Raw genomic sequence first — 832 nt, 5'->3', positions numbered from 1 at the left:
ATGGTATTTGTCTGGGCGTGGGTTTAGTGTAGTGCCGTCAGGAAACTACCTAAGCGATGTATTTCAATGGCTCTGCCATCTTCAATACTGTAAACAACAACGCCGCGATGGTCTTCAATGTATTCCCATTCTCCGTTCACCCATTTTGCGACAAACCCCGGTTTAAGTTCTGGTGCTTCGGTTTCAATACACAGCCGCGGAATAAGATAAGTGCCGTTATTCTCGAGTGGGTCTAAATCAGCAGTTGCCACACCAACAAAATACTCATCAGCATCAAGCTGGCATACTGGTTTTGTTTGTGCGTATTCAGTCATTGTTTAATCCTTAAATTTTAATGCAAGCTAGTAAAGCAACGTTCATCGGCCGTGATTCATTGCCGCCAGACAAATTCGTTGTAAAGCCATGCGAATGCTCACCAGCCCAGTTGGTATCAAAATTATGATAGTGATCTCCAGACCAAGACAATTCACCGCCAGTACCTGCATCTGCCTTTGCCGCAGCACTCCCGCTACCACCACCCGTTCTGCTCACCGCATGGGTGTGGTTACCAGCCCATGATGTTGATCCGTTATGCATGTGATTGCCTGCATTTGCAGTTTGCCCTGTATGGTTGTGTGACTTGTTATCACTGTCTTGATAAGAACCAAATGTTCTTCCGGTATCAGCTGCAGCGCCGTCACTCCAAGACCTTAAAAACAATCCCCTTAAGTCTGGTACGTTGAATGTGGTCGAGCCGTCACCCACACCGAATTTTGTGCCAATCGCACTAAATAAAGACGCGTATGTTGTTCTTGAGATCGCCGCACCATTTGCCTTCAAAAACCCAGCTGGC

General features: G+C 46.8%; 2 protein-coding genes. Both read right to left on the bottom strand.

Going from position 1 to position 832, the window contains the following annotated elements:
• Window positions 1–23 precede the first annotated feature (23 nt).
• A complete protein-coding gene (locus A2F46_RS11735) occupies window positions 24–314 on the bottom strand; it encodes a hypothetical protein (protein WP_066570651.1) in 291 nt (96 codons plus the stop codon).
• Window positions 315–324: 10 nt separating this feature from the next.
• A partial coding sequence (locus A2F46_RS12205; RefSeq protein WP_197457670.1) for a phage tail protein occupies window positions 325–832 on the bottom strand: 508 nt, incomplete at its 5' end.

It is taken from the genome of Snodgrassella sp. CFCC 13594, from assembly GCF_001590725.1.
Classification (GTDB): Bacteria; Pseudomonadota; Gammaproteobacteria; order Burkholderiales; family Neisseriaceae; genus Snodgrassella.
The sequence above is the reverse complement of the archived record's forward strand: the minus strand, read 5'-3'. Positions and strand labels throughout refer to the sequence as shown.